The sequence below is a fragment of the Pseudorhodoferax aquiterrae genome, assembly GCF_014652235.1.
In the GTDB taxonomy this organism is placed as follows: domain Bacteria; phylum Pseudomonadota; class Gammaproteobacteria; order Burkholderiales; family Burkholderiaceae_C; genus Pseudorhodoferax; species Pseudorhodoferax aquiterrae.
Window position 1 is genome coordinate 123,729 of the sequence record NZ_BMYK01000009.1, and the last position, 18,292, is coordinate 142,020.

The 18,292-nt window shown below is 71.6% G+C and carries 18 protein-coding genes; 5 read left to right on the forward strand and 13 right to left on the reverse strand.

Annotated elements, in window-relative coordinates; all coding sequences use genetic code 11:
* The first annotated feature begins 3 nt into the window (after positions 1-3).
* Genes IE209_RS16220 through IE209_RS16235 form a run of 4 tightly spaced genes read left to right on the forward strand, consistent with a single transcriptional unit; the run spans position 4 to position 4,294 of the window.
* On the forward strand, positions 4-1,563 hold the full coding sequence (locus IE209_RS16220) for an ABC transporter ATP-binding protein (RefSeq protein ID WP_189687988.1): 1,560 nt from the start codon (positions 4-6) through the stop codon (positions 1,561-1,563).
* Positions 1,560-2,618, forward strand: a complete 1,059-nt coding sequence (locus tag IE209_RS16225; protein ID WP_189687989.1) for an ABC transporter permease — start codon at positions 1,560-1,562, stop codon at positions 2,616-2,618. Before IE209_RS16220 ends, IE209_RS16225 begins: the two co-directional genes overlap by 4 nt.
* Positions 2,615-3,538, forward strand: a complete 924-nt coding sequence (locus tag IE209_RS16230; protein ID WP_189687990.1) for an ABC transporter permease — start codon at positions 2,615-2,617, stop codon at positions 3,536-3,538. Before IE209_RS16225 ends, IE209_RS16230 begins: the two co-directional genes overlap by 4 nt.
* Before the next feature lie 21 nt (positions 3,539-3,559).
* Positions 3,560-4,294 (forward strand): tRNA-uridine aminocarboxypropyltransferase, encoded by a 735-nt coding sequence (locus IE209_RS16235; protein WP_189687991.1) that lies wholly within the window; start codon positions 3,560-3,562, stop codon positions 4,292-4,294.
* Here IE209_RS16235 and IE209_RS16240 read toward each other — a convergent pair.
* From IE209_RS16240 to IE209_RS16295, 12 genes are all read right to left on the reverse strand, one after another.
* Complete coding sequence (locus IE209_RS16240; protein WP_189687992.1) at positions 4,283-5,002, reverse strand: hypothetical protein; 720 nt, start codon at positions 5,000-5,002, stop codon at positions 4,283-4,285. The genes IE209_RS16235 and IE209_RS16240 overlap by 12 nt on opposite strands.
* A gap of 13 nt (positions 5,003-5,015) precedes the next feature.
* Complete coding sequence (locus tag IE209_RS16245) at positions 5,016-5,939, reverse strand: SMP-30/gluconolactonase/LRE family protein (RefSeq protein WP_189687993.1); 924 nt, start codon at positions 5,937-5,939, stop codon at positions 5,016-5,018.
* A complete protein-coding gene (locus IE209_RS16250) occupies positions 5,939-6,805 on the reverse strand; it encodes an amidohydrolase family protein (protein ID WP_373305357.1) in 867 nt (288 codons plus the stop codon). Before IE209_RS16250 ends, IE209_RS16245 begins: the two co-directional genes overlap by 1 nt.
* A 4-nt stretch (positions 6,806-6,809) precedes the next feature.
* Complete coding sequence (locus IE209_RS16255) at positions 6,810-7,769, reverse strand: Bug family tripartite tricarboxylate transporter substrate binding protein (RefSeq protein ID WP_189687994.1); 960 nt, start codon at positions 7,767-7,769, stop codon at positions 6,810-6,812.
* A gap of 44 nt (positions 7,770-7,813) precedes the next feature.
* Positions 7,814-8,806, reverse strand: coding sequence for a tripartite tricarboxylate transporter substrate binding protein (locus IE209_RS16260; RefSeq protein ID WP_189687995.1), 993 nt, complete (start codon positions 8,804-8,806; stop codon positions 7,814-7,816).
* Positions 8,803-9,729, reverse strand: a complete 927-nt coding sequence (locus IE209_RS16265) for an NAD(P)-dependent oxidoreductase (protein ID WP_189687996.1) — start codon at positions 9,727-9,729, stop codon at positions 8,803-8,805. The genes IE209_RS16260 and IE209_RS16265 overlap by 4 nt, the downstream gene beginning before the upstream one ends.
* The gene (locus IE209_RS16270; protein ID WP_189687997.1) at positions 9,726-10,409 is read right to left on the reverse strand and encodes an RraA family protein; all 684 of its coding nucleotides are present in this window, start codon (positions 10,407-10,409) and stop codon (positions 9,726-9,728) included. Before IE209_RS16270 ends, IE209_RS16265 begins: the two co-directional genes overlap by 4 nt.
* 32 nt (positions 10,410-10,441) lie before the next feature.
* The gene (locus IE209_RS16275; protein WP_189687998.1) at positions 10,442-11,440 is read right to left on the reverse strand and encodes a Bug family tripartite tricarboxylate transporter substrate binding protein; all 999 of its coding nucleotides are present in this window, start codon (positions 11,438-11,440) and stop codon (positions 10,442-10,444) included.
* Positions 11,437-12,342 carry an amidohydrolase family protein gene (locus tag IE209_RS16280; RefSeq protein ID WP_189687999.1) on the reverse strand — a complete coding sequence of 302 codons (906 nt, stop codon included), beginning with the start codon at positions 12,340-12,342 and terminating at the stop codon, positions 11,437-11,439. Before IE209_RS16280 ends, IE209_RS16275 begins: the two co-directional genes overlap by 4 nt.
* Positions 12,343-12,374: 32 nt before the next feature.
* Positions 12,375-13,379, reverse strand: coding sequence for a Bug family tripartite tricarboxylate transporter substrate binding protein (locus IE209_RS16285; protein WP_189688000.1), 1,005 nt, complete (start codon positions 13,377-13,379; stop codon positions 12,375-12,377).
* A 133-nt stretch (positions 13,380-13,512) separates the two neighbouring features.
* Positions 13,513-14,412, reverse strand: a complete 900-nt coding sequence (locus tag IE209_RS16290; RefSeq protein ID WP_189688001.1) for a LysR family transcriptional regulator — start codon at positions 14,410-14,412, stop codon at positions 13,513-13,515.
* 58 nt (positions 14,413-14,470) lie between these two features.
* Positions 14,471-16,057 carry a phospholipase D family protein gene (locus tag IE209_RS16295; protein WP_189688002.1) on the reverse strand — a complete coding sequence of 529 codons (1,587 nt, stop codon included), beginning with the start codon at positions 16,055-16,057 and terminating at the stop codon, positions 14,471-14,473.
* A 140-nt stretch (positions 16,058-16,197) separates the two neighbouring features.
* Here IE209_RS16295 and IE209_RS16300 point away from each other — a divergent pair, with 140 nt between their 5' ends.
* On the forward strand, positions 16,198-16,737 hold the full coding sequence (locus IE209_RS16300) for a peroxiredoxin (RefSeq protein WP_189688003.1): 540 nt from the start codon (positions 16,198-16,200) through the stop codon (positions 16,735-16,737).
* A gap of 18 nt (positions 16,738-16,755) precedes the next feature.
* Here the strand turns inward: IE209_RS16300 and IE209_RS16305 are convergent, their stop codons facing one another.
* The gene (locus IE209_RS16305) at positions 16,756-18,240 is read right to left on the reverse strand and encodes a sensor histidine kinase (protein ID WP_229882887.1); all 1,485 of its coding nucleotides are present in this window, start codon (positions 18,238-18,240) and stop codon (positions 16,756-16,758) included.
* Between the last annotated feature and the right edge of the window lie 52 nt (positions 18,241-18,292).

The window sequence follows — 18,292 nt, forward strand, 5'->3', positions numbered from 1 at the left end:
GCCATGACGGCCCACGCGCCCACGGTGCTGCGCCTGCAGGGCATCACCAAGCGCTTCGGCAGCCTGGTCGCCAACGACGACATCACGCTGGACTTGCGCGAAGGCGAGGTGCTGGCCCTGCTGGGCGAGAACGGTGCCGGCAAGTCCACGCTGATGTCCATCCTGTTCGGCCACTACACCGCCGACGCGGGCCGCATCGAGGTGTTCGGCCGGCCGCTGGCACCGGGCAACCCGCGCGCGGCACTGGCCGCCGGCGTGGGCATGGTGCACCAGCACTTTGCGCTGGCCGACAACCTCAGCGTGCTCGACAACGTCATCCTGGGCACCGAGCCGCTGTGGCGCCCGCTGTCGCGGCGTGCCGCGGCGCGCGCGCACCTGCTCGATGTGGCCCGGCGCTTCGGCCTGCCGGTGGACCCGGACGCGCGCGTGGGCGATCTGTCGGTCGGCGAACGCCAGCGCGTGGAGATCCTCAAGGCCCTGTACCGCGGCGCGCGCATCCTGATCCTGGACGAGCCCACGGCCGTGCTGACACCGCAGGAGAGCGAGCAGCTGTTCGACACGCTGGCCGAGATGGTCGCCCAGGGCCTGGCCGTCATCTTCATCAGCCACAAGCTCGGCGAGGTGTTGCGCGTGTCGCACCGCGTGGCCGTGTTGCGCCACGGCAAGCGCGTGGCCGAAGGCCGCACGGCCGACTGCGATCAGGCCCAGCTCGCGCGCTGGATGGTCGGCCACGCCGTGCAGCAGCGCGAACGCCAGCCCGCGCGGCAGGTCGGCGCCGTGGTCTGCGAACTGGACCGCGTCAGCACCGCCGGCCACGGCAACGACCGCCTGCGCGACGTCTCGCTGACCCTGCGCGCGGGCGAGATCATGGCGATCGCGGGCGTCTCCGGCAACGGCCAGGCCGCGCTGGCGGACCTGTTGACCGGCATGCGCCCGGCCAGCGGCGGCCGCGCCACGCTGCAGGGCCGGCCCCTGCCCCGCACGCCGGGCGCGCTGGTGCAGCGCGGCGTGGCGCGCATCCCGGAGGACCGGCACGGCACGGGCGTGGTGGGCGACTTGGCACAGTGGGAGAACGCCGTCTCCGAACGGCTGCGCACGCCTGCCTTCTCGCGCGCGCTGGCCGGCCTGCGCTGGATCCGCCGGCGTGCCGCCACGGCGCAGGCCCGGCGCATCGTGGAGACCTTCGACGTGCGCGGCGGCGGCCTGCAGACCAGCGCCCGGTCGCTGTCCGGCGGCAACATGCAAAAGCTGATCCTCGGCCGGGCGCTGCTGCCGACGGCGGACGCGCAGACCGCGGTGCCCGCCCTCATCGTCGTGCACCAGCCGACCTGGGGCCTGGACATCGGCGCCGTGGCCTTCGTGCAGCAGCAGCTGATCGCCGCGCGCGATGCAGGCGCTGCGCTGCTGCTGATCTCCGACGACCTGGACGAGGTGCTCACACTGGGCGACCGCGTGGCCGTGATGCATGCCGGCCACCTGGGTCCGGCGCGGCCCGCGCAGGAATGGACGCGCGAAGCCATCGGCCTGGCCATGGCCGGCAGCGCAGAAAAGGAAGTTGCATGAGGTTGGAACGCCGCCACGCGGTTTCGCGTGGCGCCCTGCTGCTGGCGCCCCTGGGCGCCGTCGGCTTCACGCTGCTGGTCGCCGCGCTGCTGGTGCTGTGGGCCGGTGCGCCCGTGCTGCAGACCTACGGCCTGCTGCTGGCCGGCGGCTTCGGCTCGGTGTTCGCCTGGAGCGAGACGCTCACGCGCGCCATTCCGCTGGTCCTCACCGGCCTGGCCGCCACGGTGGCCTTCAAGGCCCGGCTGTTCAACATCGGCGCCGAGGGCCAGCTCTATGCCGGCGCCATCGCCGCCGTGGCCGTCGGCGGCCTGCACGGCGGCACGGGGCTGCAGTGGCCGGTCTGGGCGCTGTTCCCGCTCATGATGCTGGCGGCCGCGCTGGCCGGCGCCCTGCTGCTGCTGGGCCCGGCCCTCTTGAAGAACAAGCTCGGCGTGGACGAGGTCGTCACCACGCTGTTGTTCAACTTCATCATGCTGCTGGCCGTGGGCGCGCTGCTGGACGGCCCCATGAAGGACCCGCTGGCCATGGGCTGGCCGCAGAGCGTGGCGCTGCAACCGGACCTGGAGCTGGCCAAGCTCGTCGCGCAGACCCGCGTGCACACCGGCCTGCTGTGGGGCCTGGCGCTGGCCGTGATCGTCTGGGCCATCTTCCGCTTCACCGTGCTGGGCTTCGACATCCGCGCCCTGGGCGCCAGCCCCCGCGCCGCGGCCTTCGCGGGCGTGCCGGTCACGCGCACCGTGGTGCTCACCGCCCTGCTCTCGGGCGCGCTGGCCGGCCTGGCCGGCGCCATCGAGGTGGCGGGCCGCACCAGCTACGTGACGCTGGACATGTCGCCCAACTATGGCTACGCGGGCATCGTGATCGCCATGCTGGCCGGCCTGCACCCGCTGGGCGTGGTGGCCGCCGCCGTGTTCGTGGCCGGCGTGCTGGTCGGCGCCGACAGCATGAGCCGCGCCGTCGGCGTGCCGACCTACATCGCCGACGTGATCGTGGCCACCGCGCTGCTCGCGGTGCTGGTGGCCACGCTGCTGACCCAATACCGCGTGCGCAAATGAGCGAGATCCTGGACATCCTGGGCAACGCGGCGTTTTGGGTCGCGGTGCTGCGCATCGCCTCGCCGCTGATCCTCGGCACGCTGGGCGTGCTGCTGTGCGAACGCGCCGGCGTGCTGAACCTGGGCATCGAGGGCATCATGGTCGCGGGCGCCTTCGCGGGCTGGCTGGCCGTCTACGCGGGCTGGCCGCTCTGGATGGGCGTGGCCGTGGCCGCGCTGACCGGCATGGCCTTCGGCCTGCTGCACGCCTTCTTCACGGTGGGGCTGGCGCTGTCGCAACACGTCTCGGGCCTGGGCATCACCATGCTGGCCACGGCGCTGTCGTACTACGGTTACCGCGTCAGCTTCCCCAAGGTCACGACGCCGCCCACGGTCACGCCCTTCGCGCCCATGGACTGGCTGCCCCTGCCCATCTTGAGCGCACAGACGCCACTGACCCTGCTGGCCCTGCTGCTGGTGCCTGCGATCGCCTACCTGCTGTACCGCACGCCGGCGGGCCTGGCGCTGCGCATGGTGGGCGAGAACCCACAGGCTGCCGAAGGCCAGGGCCTGTCGGTCGCGCGCACGCGCACGGCCGCCATCGTGGCCGGTTCGGCGCTGATGGGCATCGCGGGCAGCTTCCTCACGCTGTCGGCCTTCAACGCCTTCTTCTTCAACATGGTCAACGGCCGCGGCTGGATCTGCGTGGCGCTGGTGGTGTTCGCCTCCTGGCGGCCCGGCAAGGCGCTGCTGGGCGCGCTGCTGTTCGCCTTCTTCGACGCGCTGCAGCTGCGCCTGCAGCAGTCGGGCGACGCGCTGCTGCCCTACCAGCTGTACCTCATGCTGCCCTACGTGTTGTCCATCGTCGCGCTCGTCGTGGTGGCGCGCAAGGCGGCCTATCCGCAGGCGCTCATGAAGCCGTACCGCAAGGGCGAACGCTAGCCTCCTGGGACAATCGACGGCATGCCCCATGCCGTCTCCCTGTTGCGCGCCGCCCGGCTCACGCACAGCGTCAAGCCCTTTCTCGCGCGCCGCGGCTCGCGCAGCCCGCGCTGCGCTGGCTGTCGCCTGTTGCCCAGCCATTGCATCTGCGGCCTGCGGCCGGTGGTGTCCACGGACGCCGGCATGTGCCTGCTGATGGCCGACATCGAACCGCTCAAGCCCAGCAACACGGGTTGGCTGATTGCCGACCTGGTGGCCGACACCTTCGCCTTCGCCTGGGCCCGCACCGCCGTCGATCCGGCCCTGCTCGCGCTGCTGGCCGACCCGCAGTGGCAGCCCTACGTGGTGTTTCCGGGCGAATACGCGGCGCCCGAACGCGTGGTGCACGCCGTGCAGCCGGCCCCGGCCGCATCAGGCAGGCGGCCGCTGTTCATCCTGCTGGACGGCACCTGGTCCGAGGCACGCAAGATGTTCGGCAAGAGCCCCTACCTGGCCCACCTGCCCGTGCTGAGCCTGCAGCCCGACCGCGCCTCCGAGTACAAGCTGCGCCGCTCGCGCCGCAACGACCACTTCTGCACCAGCGAGGTGGCCGCCATGTGCCTGGCGCTGGCGGGCGAGGAACAAGCAGCCCAGGCGCTGGACGCCTGGCTGGACGTGTTCAGCTACCACTACCTGCAGGCCAGGAACCAGCAGAAGATCGACTGGGACAGCCCGGCACACCAGCGCCTGCGGGCGCTGGAAGCTTCAACCGTTTGACTGCAACAGGGCCTTGGCGGCCTCGATGCGCAGGGCCATGGGCACACCCTCGTCGTCCATGACCCGGCGCAGGAAGCCGATGGCGTCGCCGGCCGCCTCGGCGCGCGCCGCGGGCTGCGGCGCCGGTGCAGGCGCGGCGGCCGGGGCCTGCGTGCCCAGCTGACGCAAGGCCGCGTCGAACGCAGCCGGTTTCACGAGGGCGAGGCCGCGCAGCAGGCTGGCCTGGCCCTCCTCGTTGGGCGGGATGTCCAGCCAGGGCGTGTCGCCGAACACCGGTGCGAGGTCCGGCGCGACGAAGGCCGACCAGTTGCCGCTGCCGGCCTGCTCGGCCGGCACCAGGGCCGCGTGTTCCAGCGCCGGCGTGGGCAACAGGCGCAGGCGCCGCGCATCCACGTCGGGCAGGAAGCGGCGCCGCAGGCCCTCCAGGAAGGCGTGGCCCTGCGCGGCGGCCACCGGCTCGGCCAGCGCGAACCACAGCTGCATGGCGTCGTCGCCCGAGACCGCGATGGCCGGCGCCGGCAGCTCCAGCTCCGCCTGCACGCCCTGCCAGACGCGGGCCAGCACCTCCCATTCGGACGGACGCCGCAGTTCCATGACCAGGGCGCGCACCGTGCCGTCCGCCCCCAGCAGCCCGTCCGGCGGTGCGGCTGCGTCGGCGGCTGGGCGGGGCAGGTAGAGGCGGCGGAGTTCGGTGGCGAGCGTGTTCATGGCGGGCCGGAGCTTACGCGCTCCGGGCCCTCGCCAGCGGCAATCCCGGGACGTCCATCGCCGCACGCAGGATCTGGCCGTGGGTGGAATCCGTGATGTACAGCGTGCGCCGGTCCGGCCCGCCGAAGGCCAGGTTCGTGGTGGATGCACCGGCGGCGCCGCGCAACACCTGCACCGGCTCGGCACGGTGGTTGAGCACCCACACATAGCCCAGCCCGGGGTTGGCGACCAGCACCCTGCCCTCGCCGTCCACGGCCAGGCCGTCCGGGCCGCTGGGGCCGTAGGAGGTGAAGAACTGACTCACCTTGGCCACGCTGCCGTCGGGCAGCAGCGGCACACGCCAGACGCAGTTGCCGCGCGTGACGGCCAGGTACAGCAGCTTGCCGTCGGGCGAGAGCGCCACGCCGTTGGGGCTGGGCACGTTGGCCAGCAGCAGGTCCAGCTGGCCGTCCGGACGCAGCCGGTACAGCCGGCCGGTCGGGTCGTGCAGGCCGGTCTGGCCCTGGTCGGTGAAGTACAGGTTGCCGGCGGCGTCGAACACCAGGTCGTTGACGCCCTTGAAGCGTTCGGAGTTGCGCCGCTGCAGGTGGGGCGTCACCGCGCCCGTCGTCACGTCCACCCGCATCAGGCCGTTCTTGTAGTCGGTGACCAGCAGCGTGCGGGCATCGAGGAACTTCAGGCCATTGGGCTCGCCGTCGTACTCGGCCACGAGCGACCACTGGCCCGCGCTGTCGATGCGGAATACCCGGCCCCAGGGAATGTCGCTCACATAGAGGTTGCCGGCCTCGTCGAACACCGGGCCTTCCAGGAAGGAATCGGTGACCGTGCCGCCGCGGTTCGCGTCGGCCCAGTCGCTGCGCTCGGCCCGGCGCAGCGCGGCCGGCATGGTGGTGAAGACGTCCAGGTCGCGGACCTGGGGTGCTTGCAGCAGGAACATCAGGAATCTCCAGGAAAACCGTAAAGCCGGGCCGGGTTGGCGACCAGGATGTCGTGCGCCACAGCGTCGGAGCCGCACCAGCCGTGCAGCACGTCCAGCAGGTCGGCATCGTTGATGCTGCAGGGCGCCTCGGTCGTGTGCGGCCAGTCGCTGCCCCAGAGCATGCGCTCGGGCGCGGCCTGCACGAAGGCGCGACCCAAGCATTGCACATCGTCATAGGCTGGTGCCCCGGCACGCGAGCGCATGTAGACGCCGGACAGCTTGATCCAGGTACGGCCCGCGTCCAGCAGCCGGCGCAGCACGGCGAAGGCCGGGCTCGATGGCCCATCGGCCGGATCGATGCGGCCCAAGTGGTCGACGACCAGCGGCGTGGCCAGGCCGGCCAGCAGCGCCTGCATGGCGACGATCTGTTCCGGCTCGGCCAGGAGCTGGATGTGCCAGCCCAGCCGCGCCGCCTTCTCCGACAGCGCCTGCAGCATCTGCGGTGTGGTCCGGCCCCAGGACTGGGGCGAGACGAAGTTCACGCGCAGGCCGCGCACGCCTGCCGCGGCCAGCCGGTCGAGCTCGGCGTCCTCCACGCCGGCGCCCACCACCGCCACCCCGCAGGCGGCGGCGCCGAGCTGCGCCAGCGCATCCAACGTGCAGGCGTTGTCGGTGCCGTAGGTGGACGGTGTGACGACCACGCAGCGCTGCGTGCCCAGACGCTGCTGCAACAACCGGTAGGCGCCGACCTCGGCCCGTGGCGGCGTGCGCTGCCAATGCGGTGACGGCGCGAAGCGCGGATCGAAGATGTGCATGTGGCTGTCGCAGGCGCCGGCCGGCACGGCACGGCCGAGCCGGTTGCTGCCAGCCGAGTGCGGAACCACCGGATCAATCCAGCTTGATGCCGCCCTTCTTCACCACCTCGGCCCATTTCGCGTCTTCCTTCTTGAGGAAAGTGCCGAACTCGGCCGGCGTGGAGCCCACGGGCTGCGTGCCCATCTCGACGAAGCGCTGCTTGACCTCGTTCTCGGCCATGACCTCGACCACGGCCTTGTGGAGCGCAGCGACGGTGGCCGCCGGCACGCCCGCAGGCAGCAACAGGCCATGCCACTCGTAGGCCTCGTAGCCGGGCAGCACGGTCTCGGCCACGGTGGGCACATGGGGCAGGCGCTTGCTGCGCTCGGGTGAGGACACGGCCAATGCGCGCAGCTTGCCGGACTCCACCAGCGGCGAGGCCGCGGCCACGGTGGCGAACATGAAGTCCACCTGCCCGCCCGTCACGTCCACGATGGCCGGGCCACCGCTCTTGTAGCCCACGTGCACCATGTCCAGGTCCAGCCGCTGGCGCAGCAGTTCCGCGGCCAGGCGTTGCACCGTGCCGCTGCCGCCCGAAGCGTAGTTCAGCTTGCCGGGCTGGGCCTTGGCGCGGGCGACGAGATCCTTCACGTCCTTGATCGGCGAATCGCCTTTGACGATCAGCACGTTGGGTGCCAGCGCCACCAGCGTGAGCGGCTGCAGCGCATCGGCCGCATACGGCATCTTGGGGAACAGGTGCGGGTTGATGGAATACGGCGTCGCGTCGTAGAGCACCGTGGTGCCATCCGGCTTGGACTTGGCCACGTAGCTTTCGCCGATGGTGCCGCTGGCGCCCGCGCGGTTGTCCACGATCACGCTGGTGCCGAGCTTGGTGGCGAGGCGCTGGGCCAGCACGCGGGCCAGCGCATCGGCCGCGCCGCCGGGGGCGTAGGGCACGACGATGGTGACGGTCTTGTCGGCGAACTGGGCGTGGGCGGCCAGGCTGGCGACCAGGGCACAGGCGGCGAAGAGGCTTCGGACGAGTTTTTTCATGAAGAGGTCTCCTTGGGATGCGATGGTGTTCTGGTCGACGGCGTTCACTCGGCCTTGAGATCGAGGTCGCGGGCCAGCTGGGTGTTCTCGCGCACTTCGCGCTGCAGCTGGGCGGCGAACGGCGCGCCACAGTGGCCCTGGGCTTCCATGCCCATGCCGCGCAGCTTCTCGACGGTGGCAGGGGCGCGCGTGAAGTCCTGCGACACGCGCTCCAGCGCCGCCAGCACGGCGGGCGGCGTGCCGGCCGGAGCCAGCAGGCCGTACCAGGCGTCGGCGCTGTAGCCCTTCACGCCGGCTTCCTCGAAGGTCGGCACGTTCGGCAGCAAGGGGGAGCGCTGCGGCGCGGCCACGGCCAGTGCGGTGAGCTTGCCCGATTGCACCTGCGGCAGCACCGAGCCCAGCGTCGCGAACGAGCTGTCCACCTGGCCGCCGATCAGGTCGGTCACGGCCTGTGCCGCACCCTTGTACGGGATGTGGTTCATGCTGGTGCCCGTGAGCCGCGTGAAGTGCGCGCTCGCGAAATGGCCCGAGCTGCCGCTGCCCGGCGTGGCATAGGTGCGCTTGCCGGGTTCGGCCTTGACCTGCTGCAAGAAGGCCGCCAGCGTCTTGACGGGCATGGCCGGCCCGACCGCCAGCACCGTGGGACTGACGGCCAGCGTGCACACCGGAGCGAAGGACTTCACCGCATCGAACTTCACGCGGCTGGCGTACAGCGCCGGGATCATGGTGTGGTTGGTCGCCCCGAGCAGCAAGGTGTAGCCGTCGGCCGGCGCGCTCGCGACGGCTTCCGCCGCCAGGATGGTGTTGGCGCCGGGCTTGTTGTCCACGATGACGGGCTGGCCGAGCTGGCGCGCTGCGTGGTCGGCAAAAGCGCGCGCGACCACGTCGGTCGGGCCGCCGGCCGAGAAGCCGACCACGATGCGCACCGGCTTGCCGGGCCAGGCGGCCGGGGCGGACTGGGCCGAGGCCAGTGCGGCGGCGGCCAGCAGCATGGCGCCTGTCCCCAGCCGCCAGAGAGTGCGGGCCTGCCGGCTCATGCTGCGACCGGATGCCTGGCCAGCACGGCCAGCAGGTTCTGCGCGGCCGCCACGCCCATGTTGACGTAGGCGTCGCTGGTCACGCCACCGATGTGCGGGCTCAGCAGGATGTTCTTCTCGCCCTGGAACGGGTGGCCCGCCACCATGGGCTCGACGGCGAAGCTGTCCAGGCCGGCGCTGGCGACCTGGCCCGAACGCACCGCCGCCAGCAGCGCATCCTCGTCGATGAGACCGCCGCGCGCGGTGTTCACCACGATCACGCCGCGCTTGCACTGCGCCAGCGTGTCGGCGTTGAGCAGCTTGCGGTTCTCCTCGGTCAGCGGGCAGTGCAGGGAGATGGCGTCGGACTCGCGCCAGATCGTCGCGAGGTCCACGCTCTGCACGTAGGCCGGCAGGTTCTTGGCGAACGGATCGAAGCCGATCACGCGCATGCCCAGGGCATCGGCCATGCGCGCGAAGCGCAGCCCGATGGCGCCCAGGCCCACCAGGCCGACCGTGCGGCCGCCCAGCTCCAGGCTCTTGTGAACAGCCTTATCCCAGTGGCCGGCGTGCATGCGGGCGTCCAGCGCCACGAGCGACTTCGCGCAGCCCAGCAGCAAGGCCAGCGCCTGCTCGGCGACTGCCGCAGCATTCGCACCCACCGCCGCGACGACCTCGATCCCGCGCGCCTTGGCCGCCACCTTGTCGATGGTGTCGGTGCCGCTGCCGTGCTTGGAGATGACCTTGAGCGAAGGCGCGGCATCCATGACGGCGGCGCCCACCTTGCCGTAGCGCACGATGATGGCGACCGGGTCGTGGGCGCGGCACAGCGCGACGAGGTCGTCCTCGGTCGGCGCCTTGCCGGCGTAGACGACTTCATGGCCGGCCAGCAAAGCCAGCGCCTGGGGCGCCAGGTCGGCGCCGGTCACGAGGACGGCGCTCACAGCGTCTCCCCTTCCTTGAGCACGCCGGCCGAGCGCAGCGCGGCGGTCAGCCACTTGGCTGCCGTGTCGCCGCCCTGGATCGCCGCGATGCGCGCGGCCTCGTCCTTGACCTTCTTGGCCGCCAGCGGCAGCAGGCCGGCCAGCTTCTCGCGCTCGACCACCACCACGCCGTCGGCGTCGCCGATCACGAAGTCGCCCGGGTAGACCGTCACGCCGCCGACCGAGACCGGGTGGCCGATGCGGCCGCCCACGTTCTTGGTCGGACCGTTGGGGTTGGTGCCGACGCTGAAGACCGGGTAGTCCATCTCGTCGATCTCCAGGCTGTCGCGCGCGGCGCCGTCCAGCACCACGCCGGCGATGCCCAGCTTGCGACAGGCGTTCATCATGATGGTGCCCATCAGCGCGGAGCTCTGGTCGCCCTTGCCGTCCACGACCAGCACGTCGCCGGGCTGGGCCAGCGCGATGGCGGCGTGGATCATGAGGTTGTCGCCGGGACGCACTTCCACGGTCAGGGCCGTGCCGGCCAGCTTCATGCGCGGGTGCAGCGGACGGATGCGGCCGTGCAGCGCGCCGCGGCGGCCGGCCACGTCGGCGAAGATGGCGGGCTGGTATTGCGCGGCCTCGCGCACGAGGTCGGCGGGCACACGGTCGAAGTGGCGGATGATGTCAGGAAGGGACATGGCGTTCTTTCGGTCAGGGGTTGGAAAGGGATTCATTCGGCCTTGATGCCGGCCTGCTGGACGACCCGGCCCCACTTGGCCAGGTCGGACTTCTGCGTGTCGGCCAGTTGCTGGGGCGTGCCGCCGATCAGCGTGACGCCGAGCTTGTCGGCCATGGCCAGCACTTCGGCGTCTTTCAGGATGTGGGCGATCTCGGCCTGCAGGCGCTGCACCACGGCCGCCGGCGTGCCGGCCGGCGCATAGACCGCCTGCCATTGCTCGACGACGAAGTCCTTGAAGCCGGCCTGCTCCATGGTGGGCACGGCGGGCAGCGCCTTGAGCCGCGCCGCCGAGGTCACGGCCAGCGCCTTGAGCTTGCCGCCCTGCACGTGCGGCAGGGCCGCCGCCACGGGCGCGAACATGAAGTCGGCGTGGCCGGCCAGCACATCCTGGATGGCCGGCGTGTCGCCCTTGTAGGGCACGTGCGTCGTCTGCACGCCGGCCTGCAGGCGCAGCAGTTCGCCCTGCATCTGCAGGATGGTGCCGTTGCCGCCCGAGGCGAAGGTGAGCGCGCCGGGCCGCGCCTTGGCGTCGGCCACCAGATCGGCCACGCTGTTCCAGGGGCGGGCCGCGGCGGTCACCAGCAGGTGCGGGATGGTGCCCACCAGCGTCACCGGTGCGAAGGCGGCCACCGGGTCGTAGGGCATGCGCGGCATCAGGTGCGGCACGATGGCCTGCGGGCCGATGGAGGTGCCCAGCAGCGTGAAGCCGTCCGCCGGGGCGCGGGCGACGAAGGCCGAACCGATGGTGCCCGTCGCACCGGCCTTGTTCTCCACGATGACCGTGGCGCCCAGGGCCGGGCCCAGACGCACGGCGATGGCGCGGCCCAGGATGTCGGTGGTGCCGCCCGGCGGGTACGGCACGACCCAGGTGATGGGCTTGGCGGCGGGCCAGCCGCCCTGGGCCAGCACGGGCAGCGCCGGGAACAGCATGGGCGTGGCGAGCGCGCCCAGCAAGCTGCGGCGCGACAGGTGGGCGGGGGTCTTGGTCATGTGTCTTCTTCGGTGTGGGTGGGAAAGCCGTACAGCGCAGCCGGGCTGTCGACCAGCACGCGGCGCAGCAGCGCGGCATCGCCGGTCCAGGCGGCCAGCGCCTCGATCTGCTGGGCGTCGTCGGGCATGGGCTGGTGGCCGGCCGAGGCCGAGGCATGGGGCCAGTCGCTGCCCCAGACCAGACGCTCGGGCGCCGCGCGCAGGTAGCCGCGGGCCAGGGCTGCGACGCCGGGCTCGTCGACCCGGCCGGTCGGGCTGACGATGTAGCCGCCCGACAGCTTGAGCCAGGTGCGGCCCGCTGCGAGCAGCCGCAGCACCAGCGCATGCGCCGGGTGCTGGCCGGCCATGGCCGGCGCGATGCGGCCGAAGTGGTCCAGCACCAGGCGCACGGGCAGCTTCAGCAGCCGCTCGCCCAGGCTGGCCAGCAGATCGGGCTGGGCCAGCAGCTGCAGATGCCAGCCCAGCGGCGCGATGCGCGCGGCCAGGGTTTCCAGCGCGCTCGCGTCGTGCACCACGCCCAGCGAAAGGTTCAGCCGCGCGCCGCGCACGCCGGCCGCATGCAGGGCCTGCAGCGTCGCGTCGCTGGCCTGCGCATCGACCACGGCCACGCCGCGGGCCGCCGCCCCGACCTCGGCCAGGGCCTGCAACAGCAGGCGGTTGTCGGTGCCGTAGGTCGAGGGGGTGACGAACACCACGCGCTCGGTGCCGGTGCGGCGCTGCAGCGCGCGGTAGTCGGCCACGCTGGCGTCCGACGGTGTCAGCCGCGCGCCGGGCACCGCCGGACAACGGGCGTCGTAAACGTGTACATGGCAGTCGCAGGCCGCGGGCGGCACGGCCACGCGGGCACGGCCCTGCCCCGCCGAGAACGGCGCGACGGCCGTCTCTTCGTGCTGGATGGACATCGCGCGCTCGGGCGGATGGCGGGCGGCGGCCTTCAGTCGACCTTGGCGCCGGATTCCTGGACCGTCTTGCCCCAGCGCACGATCTCGGTGCGGATCAGTGCCGCGAACTGCTCGGGCGTGCCGCCGCGTACCTCGGCGCCCTGGGCCGCGAGCTTGGACTTGATCTCCGGGTCCTTGAGCGCCTGGTTGAAGGCGTTGTTGAGCTTGGCGACGACGTCCTTGGGCAGGCCGTCCGGCCCGGCCACGCCGAACCAGGTGACGGCCTCGAAGCCCTTGTAGCCCGACTCGGCCACGGTGGGCACGCCGGGCAGGTCATCCGTGCGCTGGGTCGAGGTGACGGCCAACGCGCGCATCTTGCCGTTCTTGATGTAGCCGATCAGCGTGGGCACGGACGAGACGTACATCTGGATCTGGCCGCCGATCAGGTCGGTCGATCCCTGGGCTGCGCCCTTGTAGGGCACGTGCGTGAACTTCACACCGGCGGCCTTTTGCAGCTGCTCGGCCGCCAGGTGCGCCACCGTGCCGTTGCCCGAGCTCGCGTAGTTCAGCGCGCCTGGATTGGCCTTGGCCGCCGCGATCACGTCGGCCAGGGTCTTGTAGGGCGAATCGGCGGCCACCACGACGACCAGCGGCGCCTGGGCCACGAGGCCGACGGCATCGAGGTCCTTCTCGGGCTTGTAGGGCAGCTTGGGGTACAGCGTCGGGTTGATGGCCAGGTTGCTGGTCTGGCCCAGCACCAGCGTGTAGCCGTCGGCCGGGGCCTTGGCGGCGGCGTCCACGCCCAGGTTGCCGCCCGAGCCGGGCTTGTTGTCGATGATGATGGACCAGCCCTGGGTGGTGGCGACCTTGTTGGCCACCTCGCGGGCGATCAGGTCGGTGCCGCCCCCGGCCGGGAACGGCACCACGAGACGGATGGGGCGCGTGGGCCAGGCGGCCTGCGCAGCAGCCATGGGGCTGGCGCAGGCGGTGGCCAGGGCGACGAAGGTGGAAGCGGCGAGCACGAGGCGGCGCGAGGCGCCTTGGCGGATGGCGGGCATGGACTTGTCTCCGGTGGCCGAACTTGCAGGACGCAACCGCTGCATCCGGTGTTCGATGGCGGCAAGTATTGGCGGCCGATCCCTAATGGTCCAATCGAAACTTTCTTCGAACTGATAAATCCTGCTTTTGGTGTCAAAGCCCGCCGTGCTGCGCGTGGCGCGCCAGCAAGGCGATGAGCCGCTGCGTGGCCGGGGACACGTAGCCGCTGTCGCGCCAGGTCGCGACCAGCCGGCGCCGCATGGTGGCGGCTGCAATCTCCACCTCGCGCAGCCCGGCGCCGGCGCGGCCGGCCTGCAGGTGCAGGCGCGAGATGAAGCTCAGCAGGCCGGTCTCGCCGATCAGCGTGGGCAGCATCAGCAGCATGGTGGACTCCACCTGCACCACGGGCCGCGGCAGGTTGTGCCGGTCGAAGGTCTGGTCCAGCCAGTCGCGCGTGGGTGCGCCCGGGGTCTGCAGCACCCAGCGCCAGGGTGCCAGGTCCTTGAGCGTGGGCCGTGGCTTGTCGAACAGCGGGTGGCCGGCATGCGCGGCGACGACGATGGTGTCCTCGGCCAGCAGCTGCGAGGCGAAGCCGGGCTCGCGCGGGCCCTCGGTGCCGACCATGAGGTCGATGTCGCCGGCGCGCAGCAGCGGCGCGAGCGCGTCCACCAGCGCGACATGGGTGCGCAGCGTGACATCGGGCGCCTCGGCGATCAGGTCGCGCGCCACGGGCGGCAGCAGGAACTGCGCGGCCGTGGGCACGATGCCCAGCTTGACATGGCCGACCAGGCCGCGGCCGATGTCGCCGATCTCGCGCCGCGCGCTCTCCACGTCCAGCCGCGTGCGCTGGGCCCAGCGGCGCAGCGCGTGGCCGGCCGCCGTGAGCTTGATGCCACGGCCGGTCTTCTCGAACAGAGCGGCGCCGCAGGCTTCCTCGAGCCGGCGCACGCAACTCGTCAGCGCGGGCTGCGTGCGGTGCAGCCGCTCGGACGCCCGGCCCATGTGCTCGAGCTCGGCGATGACTTCGAAGTACTGGAGGTCGCGCAGGTCCAAAACGGTCTCCGGGGGCAGGCGGGATGGCGCCGCATCCTGCCACAGCGCCGGCGCAGGCCTACAGCAGCTGCTCAGGCACGAAGGGCGACAGCAGCCAGGACTTCAGGCGCATCGAGAAGCTGGAATCGGGCTCGGTCGTCAACACCATCTCGCCCTCCAGATCCTCGTCCACGGTCAGCCATTCGCAGCAGCGGCCGCTGGCCGCCAGGCGCACGCGGTAGGCGCTTTGCAGCTTGTCGATGTCGATCACGCGCAGCAGTTCGCGCGCGAGCTGCGGGCTCTGCACGATCACGCCCATCTCGGTGTTGATGCGGGCCGAGCGCGGGTCCAGGTTCATGGAGCCGATGAACAGGGTCTTGCGGTCGATCACCACGAGCTTGGCATGCAGGCGCGCCTGCGAGCTGCCGAACAGCATGGACTGGCGCTTGTTCTTCATGACCCGGCTGGAGCTGAGCTCGTACAGGTCGATGCCCAGGCGCAGCATCTCGGGCCGGTACTGGCTGTAGCCGATGTGCACCGCGGGCTCGTCGGTGGAGGCCAGCGAATTGGTCAGGATCTGCAGCTTGAGCCCGCGCGCGGCCATCTCGCGCAGCCAGACCATGCCGGGCTTGCCCGGCACCAGGTAGGGCGAGGAGACGATCACCTCCTGCTGCGCCATGCGCATGGCGTCCAGCACGTTGTAGGTCACGCTGTTCATGAGCAGCATGCCCTTGGCCTCCATGACCTTGTTGGGCGTGTCGGCCAGCGCAATGGCCGTGCCCCAGATCAGGCCGACCTGGCCGGCGTCCAGGTCCTCGCGGATCGGGCCGTAACCCAGCACGTCGTTGGGCGGCAGCGCGTCCGGCAACTTCGTCATCGCGGCATTGGTGGCGATCTCGAACATGCTGCGCTGGGCTTCGGGCGAGTGCGGGCTCGCAGCCACCATCTGCAAGGGGTACACCGGGTCGCTGTTCCAGTAGCCGTCGAAGATCCTGGCCAGGTCGGTGACGACCGCGCCGACGACGAAGGCATCCAGGTCGATGAAGTTGTCCAGCGCGCCGCGCAGGTAGTACTCGTTGGCCACGTTGCGTCCGCCGATCACGGCCATCGCGCCGTCGGCCACCATGAGCTTGTTGTGCATGCGGTGGTTGACGCGGTTCCAGTCGAACGAGAGCACGAAGCGCGTGAGCTGCCCGGCCCCGCGCAGGCAGCAGAACGGGTTGAACAGCCGCAGCTCCACGTTGGGGTGGCTGGCCAGCGCGAGCAGCAGCTCGTCCTCGCCCGAGGTGTACCAGTCGTCCAGCAGCAGGCGCACGCGCACGCCGCGCGCGGCCGCGTCGCGCAGCGCACGCATGAGCAGGCGGCCGGTCTCGTCGTTGCGGATGTGGTAGTACTGCACGTCCAGCGTCTTCTGCGCGCGTTCGGCCAGCGTGAGCCGCGCGTCCAGCGAGTAACTGCCCAGCGGCATGAGCCGAAAGCCCGACAGTTCGGGCGAAGGAATGGAGCGCAGCGCGATGCGGCCCAGCACGGTGTCGCCGCTGGCGGCGATGGCCTGGCTGGCCGGCGCGTCACCGGGCCGCTTGGTCGGCAAGGCGGTGCAGCCGACCAGCCAGGCGGCGCACAGCCAGACCAGAAGGGAACGCCAGGGCAAGAAGCTTGGATTCATGGCAGCACGGGGGTTGCGGCGAAAACCGGGCGCATGCGGCGCCGCGCCCGGCGCCGTATCATGCGCCGGCTCGCGTGCCGGCGCTGCAGCTTGCAGATGCTGTGTGGCGCGCAAGCAGCATCTGCACGAGGAGTCTGCCCATGCGCTTCGCCGTCTGCCTGGCCCTGGCCTGCACCGCCTCCACCGCCTTCGCTGCGCTGGACCTGGGCGAGAAGGCCCCCGATTTCACCGCGCAGGCCGCCTTGGGCGGCCAGGTCTTCCAGTACGCGCTGCACCAGGAACTGGCCAAGGGCCCCGTGGTGCTGTACTTCTTTCCGATGGCCTTCTCCGAGGGCTGCTCCATCGAGGCGCACAACTTCGCCGAGGCCATCCCCGAGTTCAAGGCGCTGGGCGCGAGCGTGATCGGTGTCTCGCGCGACGAGATCGACGTGCAGAAGCGCTTCTCGGTCTCGGCCTGCCGCGGCAAGTTTCCGGTCGCCGCGGACCCCGACCAATCCATCATGAAGTCCTACGACGCGGTGCTGACGCTCAGGCCCGAGTACGCCAACCGCGTCTCCTACCTGATCACGCCGGACGGCAAGGTCGCCTACCAGTACACCAGCCTCAATTCGGACAAGCATGTGGAGAAGGTGCTGGGCGCGCTGCGGCAGTGGGCCGCCCAGCGCCCGCCGGCGCGGTGAGCCGGACGCGGCCACGCCCTACTCCAGCGCGAAGCGGAACACCGCGCCGGCGCCGGGACGCGGCTCCAGCCGGATGTCGCTGCCGTGCAGCAGCAGGATGCGCCGCACGATCATGAGCCCCAGGCCGCCGCCGCGCTCGCCGCTGCTGGCGAAGGCCGGCCGCGTGAACAGCACGGGCTGCAGCTCGCGCGGGATGCCGGGGCCGGTGTCGGCCACCTCGACCTGCACGCCGGCCTGGTCCCCACCCGCTCCGCGCAGCAGCCGCACGGCGATCTCGCCGCCCTCGGGCGTGTGGCGGATCGCGTTGTCCAGCAGGTTGGTCAGCACGCGCTCGATCATGGCCAGGTCGGCGTGCACCACGGGCAGTCCCGGCGCGATGTCGGCCACCAGGCGCTGGCGGCGCGCCTCGGCGGCCAGCTCGAACTTCTGGAACAGGTCCTGCACCAGGTCGGCCAGCGCGAAGCGCTCTTTCTCGGGCTGCACCACGCCGTATTCCAGCCGCGCCAGCTCGAACAGTTCCTGCGCGAGCCGGCCGACCTTGCGGCTCTGGCCCAGCGCGATGTCCAGGTAGCGGCCACGCGCCTCGGCATCGAGCAGGTCGGCCTTCATGCGCAGCGTTTCCAGGTAGCCGTGCAGCGAGGTCAGCGGCGTGCGCAGGTCGTGCGAGATGTTGGCGAACAGCTCGCGCCGCTGCTGGTCCTGGGCCGACAGCGTCTTCCACTGGGCGTGCACGCGCTGCGCCATGCGGGCGAAGGCCTGGCCCAGCAGGCCGATCTCATCGGCGCGGGCCGCCACCGCATCCAGCGCCGGCGTCTGGCCGAGGGCATCCACGCCGCCGCGCTCGGCCTCCTGCACGGCGGCGGTGAGCCGGCGCAACGGCCGCGTGATGACGTGGAACGCCACCAGCCCGGCCAGCAGGCCCAGCAGCGCCACCAGCGCGATCGCGCCCAGCGTGGTGCGCAGGGCCGAGCCGGCGGCCAGGCGGGCGCTGAGCGCGTCGCGGTCCTCGCCCGACAGCACCACGTAGACATAGCCGGCATCGCGCCCGTCCACCTGCAGCGGCGCGGCGCTGAAGACCTTGGCGGCCCCCGGGTTGCGCGGGTCTTCGCCCAGCACCGGCAGCGGCGCACCGCCCAGCAGGCGGCGCACCGGCGCCAGATCGACCCGGTCCAGTTTCAGGTGGCCCGGCGGGGCCGCCTGCCCGACGATGCGCCCGTCGCGGTCGAGCAGGTAGACCTCCACGCTGGGGTTCACGGCCATCAGCATGTCGAACAGCCGGTGCACGGCGCCGGCATCCAGGCCATCGGGCCGCATCAGTTCGGTGTTGCCGGCGATGTGCGCGGCCAGCCCCAGCGACAGCCGCTGCGTCAGCTCGCGTTCGTGCCGTTCGTTGGCGGCCATCTGCAGCCAGGCAGACACCGCCGAACAGGCCAGCAGCAACACGGCGAACACCAGCGACAGGCGGCGCGACAGCGTCCAGCCGGCCAGCGCAAACCGGTGCACCCTTCGGCCTGCGGCCTGTCCCGCCAAGCGGGAGCGAGCTGGCTTGGGGCGG

Excerpts from the sequence above, each read along its gene's own strand:
- IE209_RS16245 (WP_189687993.1), bottom strand. The coding sequence starts at position 5,939 with ATGTTCCTGCTGCAAGCACCCCAGGTCCGCGACCTGGACGTCTTCACC.
- IE209_RS16230 (WP_189687990.1), top strand. The coding sequence starts at position 2,615 with ATGAGCGAGATCCTGGACATCCTGGGCAACGCGGCGTTTTGGGTCGCG.
- IE209_RS16280 (WP_189687999.1), bottom strand. The coding sequence starts at position 12,342 with ATGTCCATCCAGCACGAAGAGACGGCCGTCGCGCCGTTCTCGGCGGGG.
- IE209_RS16235 (WP_189687991.1), top strand. The coding sequence starts at position 3,560 with ATGCCCCATGCCGTCTCCCTGTTGCGCGCCGCCCGGCTCACGCACAGC.
- IE209_RS16225 (WP_189687989.1), top strand. The coding sequence starts at position 1,560 with ATGAGGTTGGAACGCCGCCACGCGGTTTCGCGTGGCGCCCTGCTGCTG.
- IE209_RS16260 (WP_189687995.1), bottom strand. The coding sequence starts at position 8,806 with ATGAGCCGGCAGGCCCGCACTCTCTGGCGGCTGGGGACAGGCGCCATG.
- IE209_RS16255 (WP_189687994.1), bottom strand. The coding sequence starts at position 7,769 with ATGAAAAAACTCGTCCGAAGCCTCTTCGCCGCCTGTGCCCTGGTCGCC.
- IE209_RS16295 (WP_189688002.1), bottom strand. The coding sequence starts at position 16,057 with ATGAATCCAAGCTTCTTGCCCTGGCGTTCCCTTCTGGTCTGGCTGTGC.
- IE209_RS16285 (WP_189688000.1), bottom strand. The coding sequence starts at position 13,379 with ATGCCCGCCATCCGCCAAGGCGCCTCGCGCCGCCTCGTGCTCGCCGCT.
- IE209_RS16220 (WP_189687988.1), top strand. The coding sequence starts at position 4 with ATGACGGCCCACGCGCCCACGGTGCTGCGCCTGCAGGGCATCACCAAG.
- IE209_RS16275 (WP_189687998.1), bottom strand. The coding sequence starts at position 11,440 with ATGACCAAGACCCCCGCCCACCTGTCGCGCCGCAGCTTGCTGGGCGCG.
- IE209_RS16270 (WP_189687997.1), bottom strand. The coding sequence starts at position 10,409 with ATGTCCCTTCCTGACATCATCCGCCACTTCGACCGTGTGCCCGCCGAC.
- IE209_RS16300 (WP_189688003.1), top strand. The coding sequence starts at position 16,198 with ATGCGCTTCGCCGTCTGCCTGGCCCTGGCCTGCACCGCCTCCACCGCC.
- IE209_RS16240 (WP_189687992.1), bottom strand. The coding sequence starts at position 5,002 with ATGAACACGCTCGCCACCGAACTCCGCCGCCTCTACCTGCCCCGCCCA.